The organism is Microbulbifer maximicatervae (SeqCode) (genome assembly GCF_052467815.1).
Genome location: NZ_CP174326.1, coordinates 4716671 through 4725817, shown reverse-complemented (window position 1 = coordinate 4725817; position 9147 = coordinate 4716671). Strand labels below are relative to the sequence as shown.

7 protein-coding genes are annotated in these 9147 nt (G+C 44.1%); 3 read left to right on the top strand and 4 right to left on the bottom strand.

Annotated features, from left to right (window positions below):
* The first annotated feature begins 266 nt into the window (after positions 1-266).
* Positions 267-1649 carry an MFS transporter gene (locus ACJJIW_RS20415; protein WP_444936204.1) on the top strand — a complete coding sequence of 461 codons (1383 nt, stop codon included), beginning with the start codon at positions 267-269 and terminating at the stop codon, positions 1647-1649.
* Positions 1650-1902: 253 nt separating this feature from the next.
* Positions 1903-3681 (top strand): sulfatase-like hydrolase/transferase, encoded by a 1779-nt coding sequence (locus ACJJIW_RS20410; protein WP_282932162.1) that lies wholly within the window; start codon positions 1903-1905, stop codon positions 3679-3681.
* 180 nt (positions 3682-3861) lie between these two features.
* Here ACJJIW_RS20410 and ACJJIW_RS20405 read toward each other — a convergent pair whose 3' ends face one another.
* From ACJJIW_RS20405 to ACJJIW_RS20390, 4 genes are all read right to left on the bottom strand, one after another.
* Positions 3862-5088, bottom strand: coding sequence for a hypothetical protein (locus ACJJIW_RS20405; protein ID WP_282932163.1), 1227 nt, complete (start codon positions 5086-5088; stop codon positions 3862-3864).
* A 348-nt stretch (positions 5089-5436) separates the two neighbouring features.
* Positions 5437-6660 (bottom strand): hypothetical protein, encoded by a 1224-nt coding sequence (locus tag ACJJIW_RS20400; protein WP_282932164.1) that lies wholly within the window; start codon positions 6658-6660, stop codon positions 5437-5439.
* Positions 6661-6860: 200 nt separating this feature from the next.
* Positions 6861-7217, bottom strand: coding sequence for a hypothetical protein (locus ACJJIW_RS20395; RefSeq protein WP_282932165.1), 357 nt, complete (start codon positions 7215-7217; stop codon positions 6861-6863).
* A 282-nt stretch (positions 7218-7499) separates the two neighbouring features.
* Positions 7500-7694: a hypothetical protein gene (locus ACJJIW_RS20390; protein ID WP_282932166.1), complete on the bottom strand. Its 195-nt coding sequence runs from the start codon at positions 7692-7694 to the stop codon at positions 7500-7502.
* Between the two features lie 68 nt (positions 7695-7762).
* Here ACJJIW_RS20390 and ACJJIW_RS20385 point away from each other — a divergent pair, with 68 nt between their 5' ends.
* Positions 7763-9145: an MFS transporter gene (locus tag ACJJIW_RS20385; protein WP_444936203.1), complete on the top strand. Its 1383-nt coding sequence runs from the start codon at positions 7763-7765 to the stop codon at positions 9143-9145.
* Positions 9146-9147: the final 2 nt, after the last annotated feature.

Sequence of the window (9147 nt, the reverse complement as noted above, 5' to 3'; positions counted from 1 at the left end):
TGCCGATTAGGAGCTTACAGGGATGTATTCACAGCGTGTCTCGAGTGAAGTGTGTTCTTTCCTTCCACCCCAGTAGTAACTCCACTTTTTAAGTAAAGAGTAAATGGCGTTATTAGTCGTCATTTAACCGATTCAGTCAGTAAGCCTTCCAATCCACTTTCTTCAATCGTCCCCAGATGCAATAGTATGGAGCTGTACAGGCTGTGAGACTCCTACTCTGACCCCATGGACTAGAGTGTCACTAAGTGGGGTCTTAGAGAGCTTGCATGGTAAAAATGACAAAAGTGAAGGGTATCTCAGAAGGGCAAATCTGGGGGCTGTCTGTTCTCTTTTTATCAGTATTTTTGATCGCCAGTGATTTTACCGCCTTTTCACCGGCTCTTCCCGCTATCGCCGAAGACTTTTCTGTCCGCATATCATTTGTGCATTGGGTAGTGAATGCCTATGCCCTGGCCTATGGAGTCATTATTGTGACCAGTGGGCGTTTGGCGGATATCTACGGGCGTGAAAAGATTTTCTTGATAGGTATCTTTATCTTTTCTCTCTCATCTCTCCTGGGTGGCCTTGCCAATGAAGTTGAGGTGCTGCTAATCGCCAGAGCATTGATGGGGCTAGGGGGTGCATTGGCCTGGTCGGCAATGCTGGGGATGGTTTATACATTGTTGCCATCAGATCGTGCTGGATTTGTCGGGGGATTTATTTTGGCTGCGCTAGGGGTGGCTACAGCTTGCGGCCCTGTTATAGGTGGGATCTTGTCAGACTTTCTGAGCTGGCGCTGGATTCTATTTATCAATATTCCCATTGCTATTTTGGTGGTTGCTTTTTATGGATTAAAGTACCCCAAAGAAAAATATGAGAAAAAAGTGGAGAGAATTGACTATTTGGGTGTATTGACACTCTCCCTGTCATTATTCCTATTTTTGCTTGCCTTGGATTTTATGACAGAAAAAACCACTTCTGGAATATTGGTTGTTTGCTTGTTGGTAGTTTCGCTTATCTCTGCGATCAGCTTTATCATAATTGAGTCATATATGGCAGATGATGCACTGATTCCTGCGAGTTTGGTAACTAATCGTATTTTCATGGTGTCAGGAGTCAGTGTCTTTTTTGTTGCCATCGCGTTCTTTGCAATCCTTGTCTATATCCCTCTGCTTTTTATTAGCGTGCATCATTATTCCGCATTTCAGGCCGGATTGGCTTTGTTGCCGGCTATGGTTTCTTCTGGCATTTTTGCCTTTGTATCTGGAGCTATTCATGAACGGTTTGGCCCAAAGCTGTTGCTCTGCTCAGGTGCTTTGGCGATGAGTCTGGGGCTTTTTATGCTCTCGGTCCACGGTAATCATATCGTCTATCTGGTCTTTGTACCGGGTATGTTATTGATTGGCATTGGATTAGGTATATTTAGCCCTGCCGCTGTGACTGCCGCAATAACCTCCGTGGAGGCCAGTAAATCCAGTTTGTCTGGCGCTGTTGTCTATATGTTCCGTTTTTTAGGTGGCGCTGTGGGCTTGGGGATCAATTCAGCCATATTGGCGTCAGCGCCGGATATTGCTGCCGGTGTAAACCGAGCACTACTGGTAGATGGGTTTATTGTTCTGATAGGTTTCTTGATTTCTCTTCTCTTCTTCCAGGAGAAGAAGGGAAGGTAATAAAAGGATATTTATTTCCTCCTGGTAACCTAGTTTCTTACTGTCCTTCACAGGCGTGTTCCTTTTCTTATATTCTCCAAATATTGATTGTAAAGTATAGGGCCAGCACTCAGAGCTATCCTTAAATGAATATCAGGGAAAGCTATCTCTATTTTAATTTGTATGGGCTATTGGCAATTTAACTTTGGTGGATTCTGCGGTATTGTGGTTTTAGCGGCCACAAGTCAATATTTACGTTAACGGGATGTCGGATATGAAGCTGTCTTGGCTGTGTTTCTTTCGCAGAAAACTATCTATTGTTTACTTTGCTTTAATCTTTGTTCTATCAAGTTCTGCTGTTCAGGCAGAAAACTTGCGGGGAAGCACCACGGGGCCAACCTCTGCACCAGGATACAGCCACCCGGATCAGTTTCTGCATCTAAAGCCTGTAAAACTGGCTGACAATATGTATCCGGTAATTCAGCATCCGCAAGAGGAAAAGCAAGCTAGACAGAAGCTGGCTCTTCTGGAGGAGAAATTTGGTAAAAAGCCTAACATATTGATTTTCCTACTTGATGATGTGGGCTGGATGGATGTTGGCTTTAATGGTGGAGGTATTGCTGTCGGCAATGCTACGCCCACCATGGATAAGCTGGCGAATGAGGGGCTTATTCTAACCTCTGCCTACTCAACGCCTTCATGCTCGCCAACACGGGCAACGATTCATACCGGTCAGAATCCCTTGCACCACGGCATTTTGCGCCCGCCGATGTATGGTGAAGCCGGCGGTTTGGATGGTGCAGTCACAATGCCCGCCATACTCAAGAAGTTGGGATACATTACCCAGGGAGTCGGGAAATGGCATATGGGCGAAAATAAGGGATCGTTACCGCAGAATGTTGGCTATGACAATTACCGGGGATTTCTCGGTGTATCAGATATGTATACGGAATGGAGAGACATCTATTTTAATCCGGAAGTGGCACTGTCTCCAGAGCGCTTTGCCATGATGCAGAAGGAGCCTTTTAGTCATAGCGAAGTACACTGTACGCCGCAGGATACGGAACGGTGTGAAGATGTTCATTTGATTGATCTGGACTATATCAAGGTGCTCGATGACCAATGGATGGATTACAGTGTAAATTTCATTAGGCAAATGAAAAGCTCTGAAAAGCCATTCTTTTTGTATCACGCCCCCCGAGGTTGTCACTTTGATAATTATCCATCTGATAAATGGGCAGGGAAATCGCGAGCTCGTACAGTATATAGCGACTGTATGGTGCATATGGATTATGTACTTGCACAGCTATTTAGTGCATTGCAGGAGACAAACCAGCTGGATAACACCCTGATTTTCTTCACCTCGGATAATGGCCCCGAGTGCGAGGTTCCCCCTTATGGCCGAACCCCTTTCCGGGGTTGTAAAGGTACAAGCTGGGAGGGTGGAGTAAGAGTGCCGACATTTGCCTATTGGAAGGGGATGATAAAGCCTCGCCGTACTGAAGGGTTGTTTGACCTGGCTGATCTCTTTAACACGGCCATTTCGATAGCAGGTAAGCCAGGCAAAGAGGTTGCCGGCTTTGTCAGTGAAGATCGATATATCGATGGTATCGATCAAACGGGAATGCTGTTGGCGGATAATGGCCAGTCTGCACGCCGTAGCAGACCCTATACAATGAATCAGTATTTTTCTGCAATGCGTATTGATGAGTTCAAATATGTATGGACGGCAGAAATCGAGAATGGTGTTGTACAGAGAGGGAACTGGGGCGGGTTTAGTGGTCCTATCTTTGTCGAGAGTGGCGGGGCAATATTATTTAACCTTTATTCCAATCCTCAGGAAGATGTCAGTATCGGTGTGCGTCATTTGCCAATGCTTGTGCCGGTGATGACAACAGCAGGGGACTACATGAAAGAACTTATTAAGTATCCCCCACAATTCAAGATCGGTTTTATATCCAATAATCCGCCAATCTATGACCTTTTACCTCAAGCTAAAGAGAAGTTAGAGCAGTTTGAGAAAGAGGGTACTGGTAAGTACCCCTGGCCTTAGAGTTGAATCTTGAAATACAACTTTAACTCTACGAGTGGATTTATGCTTGAGCCGTTTAATTATGTAAAAGTTTGATGGTCATGAAACTGGGTGAAGGGAGTGATTCTCTAGGAATACAAGCCTCAACCGATCACACAAAATGGCCGGCCTCAATCGTGATTCTGGAGGCCGGCCTGGGGATTATTGTAAGATTGTGCCTGTGTTACTGGTGCCCACTTGCGTAGCGGTTGCAGAGTTTCCAGATGTTGCCTGGGTGGTATCATGGGTGTTTGTTGTACCCATTTGCGTAATGTTGGCGGTATTCATCATCATTGATTGGTTAATCGTAACCGTATTGGAATCTCCAATCTGTTCCACATCGGCAACCAGTAAATCTCCGAGCTGAAACAGCGTAGAGGAATTACTTAGGCCATCCTGTTCGATCTCAGCATCGTTACTGTCACCAAATTGAATGGCAAAAACCATATTGGTTGTACCCAGTTGTTCGGCAAAAAGGTTATTACCGAGGCCGTCCTGCTGTCCAAGATCAGCATCGTTTGAATCACCATCCTGTATTAGCTCGGCAGTACCACCGGTAGATGTAAATTGTGTTATGAGTGAGGTATTACCTGTCCCTAACTGGATTGTACTCTGAACATTCCCCGAGCCAACGGCGACCTGAAAAAAGGTAGCCATATTTGATGTTCCATCCTGAAATACAGTTGCCGTGCTAGAGGATTCGTTTGCCTGAGTACCGTCGACTTCATTGGATGTTCCAAGTTGGGTAACAACAATCCCATTCCCTGAACTGCTTGATTGAACAATTGAGCCGATATTGGAGTCACCATTTTGGGTAATAGCGGCAGTATCGAGGGAGGAATTGAGTTGTGTTGTGGTGAATTGATTGGACGTGCCAATTTGTGTGGTTGTCGAAGTTACCGATGTGGTATTGGTTTGAGTAGCATCGAATAAATTAGTTTGACCACTTTGGAGTACAGTAATTGTCGATGTGGTCGCATTATCTTGCTCAATCGTCGAAACGGTATTGTTGTCGCCTATTTGGGTACTGTTGATAACACTATTTGTAGAGTTGGTTATCTGTGATGTGGTTGATGAGTTGTTGTCGCCGGTTTGAGTGAATATCGCGAAGTTACCCGACGTGGTGGGGTCAGCTTGGTTGGCTGTTGCTGTATTCCCGATGCCATTTTGATTGACAATCGTGGTATTGGCGATAGCATGCGCGCTGATTGCTAGAGCAAGTGCCGAAGCAATATAGGTGTAAGCTTTCATATCTACTTCCTTACAAATCAACATATTAATCTTTATCAAGCGGATTACCGCCTGTTTGTCGATTTGGGACTCTGCGGAACATCTGGTTAGGCAAAGACGGCTCTCAAATCCCTGGGTAATTACTTGAATTATTCCCATCCAAAGTTACCGCTGACACCCAAGACACTATCGTTAAAATGATATTGGGTGATGATGTAGGATGACCTAACGATTTTCGGTCAGGTGAGCGGTATTTTCCTTGGGAATTAAATATCAATATGCTGAGAATAAATGCTTAGAGGGATGGCTACAGGTTTGTTCTTAAGTTTTTGTATGAGCAAGATAGGCAGAGGCTAACCGAATCAACTACTTTTCTTGCTCATTGGAAATTTGGAAGTGAAAAGTTTGGAGCATAACAGACGGGTAGATTTTCACTTGAAAATCAAGATCCATGAGATTCTCGGTTGGCCGGCTCCGGTTGAAATTTCCCGGATGCCGGCCTTTGGATTACTGTAGGATGGTACCTACGTTACTGGTTCCCACTTGAGTAGCAGTTGCAGAGTTTCCAGATGTTGCCTGGGTAGTGTCATGGGTGTTAGTTGTACCCATTTGCATTGTACTGGCAGTATTCATGGTGGAGGTTTGAGTAATCGTAGCGGTATTGGTATCGCCAATCTGCTCCATAAAGGCCAGCAGTAGGCTTCCATCTTGGGAGAGGTCCGCAGAGTTACTTAAACCATCCTGTTCGATCTCCCCTTCGTTACCTGCTCCAGTTTGATACGTCATCACCATATTGGAGGTGCCAAGCTGCTCGGCGTAGAGGCTATTACCAGAACCTAAATCCTGCTCGATGTCGGCATCGTTTGAATCACCATCCTGTATTAGTTCAGCATAATCGCCGATGGATGTAAACTGTACGACTAATGAAGTGTTACTCGTTCCCAGTTGGATTGTAGTCTGGATATTTCCCGTTCCTAGCCCTTGGCCAAATGAGGCCATGTTTGATGTACCATCCTGAAATACAGTAGTGGTACTGGATGTTTCACTTGACTGAGTACCGCCTGTGGAATTGGTCGTTCCAAGCTGGGTGACAAAAATTCCATTCCCCGAACCTAATGCTTGAACAATAGAGCCGCTATTGGAATCACCATTTTGGGTAATTACGGTGGTATCTAGGGATGAATTCGTTTGTACCGTTGCATATTGGTTGGAGGTGCCAGTTTGCGTAGTTGTTGAGGTACTTGATGTAGTAGTATTTTGAAGTGCGTTGAATAAATTAGTCTGACCATTTTGCAATACATTAACTACTGACGTAGTGGCATCGCTTTGATCAATCGATGAAACGGTGTTGTTGTCGCCAATTTGGGTGCTATTGATAACGCTATTGGTAGAGTTGACTACCTGGGATGTGGTTGATGAGTTGTTGTCGCCTGTTTGTGTGAATATGGCAAAATTGCCGGAGGTGGTCGGGTCAGCCTGGTTAGATGTAGCAGTATTCCCGATACCATTTTGATTGACAATGGTGGTGTTGGCGGCAGCGTGCCCACTGATAACTAAAGCGACTGCCGCAGCAATGGAGGCGTAAGTTTTCATATCTGTTTCCTTACAAATCAACATATTAAGTTCTATCAAGCGCATTACTGCCTGTTTGTCGATTTGGGACTTTGCTGAATAGCTGGTTAGGCAAAGACGACTCTCAAATCTCTGGGTAATTACTTGAATTATTTTCACCCAAAGTTACCACTGGCATCCAAAATTCTATCGTTCAAATGATATTGGATGACGTTATAGGATGACCCTCCGATTCTCGGTCAGGTACCAAGTATTTTCCTTGGGAATTAACTATCAATAATCTGAGAAAAAATTCCCAGGCATAGGCGGATTTAAGGTTTTAACTAAGTATTACAAGGGGGAAAGGTGGGGCGGGTGTTTTATTCGTTATTTTCAAGTTTGATGGATTTGGTTGTAAAAAAATAGCATAAAAAGGAAATGGGAGTGGCGTATAAAGCGATAATAATTCCGAGGCTAGCAAGATTTGGTGTGGTTGTTACTGCTCCAATTGAATAAATCAATATGCCGGGAAGGATACCACCAAAAATCATAGAGGCTCGGTTATATCTTTGCATTTTTTGGAGGACGTGTTCTACCAATCTTCCATAGGTAAGGGTTACGATTAGGGCGATTGCAGTAGTTGCCAGATAAAATACCAGCATGGGCACCGTACCAATAATGATATGAAAAAATGATGCTCCTGGCAGGGAAAATATTGCAATAAAGGTTGGCAACATGATACATGTCATCGATGTTGCTGTAAGGGCAATCAGGAAAGATATATCCCTTCGCTTAGAAGGGGGGTTATTTTCCAGGTTTGCCTTAGGTGGCTTGTAATAATTGGTGGACATGTATTTATGGGCTAAAAGTCTTCTATCCCACTTTATCCTCTTGATGTGGTAGAAATTATACTGTTTATAGTGTACACGATGAATTATGAAAGAATGTGGCGAGTATGTCACCCTCATAGGTGCTAAGATGACACGCATGTACATCTAAATAGTGGGTTTCATCGGCTGTCAGAAGGCATCTATTTTTGTATTATATCCATTAACTTGTTGATTATATTCTACATAATTTGTTGGTTGTGAAGATGTGGGTTGGCTCTGGATCCTGGCAGCTAAGGAGTAATGGCGTATGATTTTATTGTAAATGGCTTGTTGATGTTGTTGTTTCTCTTTTATCGCAAAGATAATTAACTGCTCACTATTCATAATACCTAGTCCTATCTAAAAGGTCATCGGAGCTAATTTGTTATTTTTATTAATCATGGATGGCAGGGATGAACGAGCGAAAAGTATCAGCAGATAAGCATCTTTATGCCGGCCTGATGGCTTTGTCCCTTGCAATCTTTATTGTCGCTAATGATTTCACCGCATTTTCTCCTGCACTACCTACCATCGAGCATGAATTTCACTCAGATATAACAACCACACAGTGGGTTATTAATGGGTATGCCCTGGTCTTTGGCGTATTGATAGTCTCAGGTGGTCGTCTTGCCGATATGTATGGCAGGAGAAGAGTGTTTATTGTCGGAACCTTACTATTCATGGTTTTTTCGTTGTTGGGTGGAATAGCGATCAATATGGGTATGTTGTTGATATCCCGAGCTTTGATGGGGGTTGGGGGGGCGATGATGTGGCCATCAATTTTAGGCATGACCTATGGTTTGATGACAGAGAAGAGAGCGGGGTTAGCAGGGGGATTGGTGATCACTGTTTGCGGCATTGCCAATTCAGCCGGCCCACTGTTGGGGGGCGCTCTGGCTGATTATATCAGTTGGAGGTGGATTTTTTTTATCAACCTACCTGTATCGGTGATCGCTCTTTACGTTTGCTGGAGAGTCATTCCCGATGATTCTCCAGAGTCTTGTGATGAACACATTGACTACGCCGGAATCACCTCTTTGTCGATGGCGCTACTTGCTCTATTGCTCGCTTTTGATCTTGTTGTTGATGTGGGTTTTAAAAGCCCACTGGTTCTCGGCCTTATTATCGCCTTTTTTCTGTTTATTTGCCTGTTTGCTTTTGTAGAGAACAGGGTGGGGCAGCAGGCCCTGATTCCGCCGGATGTGGCTGGGAACAGGCGATTTATTTTCGCCGGAATTGCTACTTTGCTGATTTCTGCACTCTTCTTTGCCGGGTTGTTCTTTATTCCACAGTTCTTAACCAATATTCGCAATACATCGGCTATGCAGGCGGGAATGGGGTTGATCCCTATGATGTTATCCTTCAGCGTTTTCGGATTTCTCGCAGGGAAATTATATGATGTGATCGGAGCGAAGAAAATAGTTTCTGCAGCGACATTACTAATGGCACTAGGAATGTATATTTTATCTCACATTCATAAAGATACTCAGTATACTTCTCTGATTCCCGGCCTGGTCATATTGGGTGGAGGTATCGGCTTGTTCAATTCCACTATTACAACTGTGGCTATTACGGTTGTTGATGAGAGTAGGGCGAGCCTGGCAGGTGCAATCATATTTATGTTTCAGATAGCGGGCGGAGCTGTAGGGTTGGGTTTAAATACCACTATAGTGGCGATGGCCAAAGATATGCCATCAGGCATTGATCATGCATTTACTCTCAATGCTTGTTTGGCAATATTTGCTTTTGTTGTTTGTATCCTATTTGTTGAAGCTGATAAGAATACTATAAATTAATT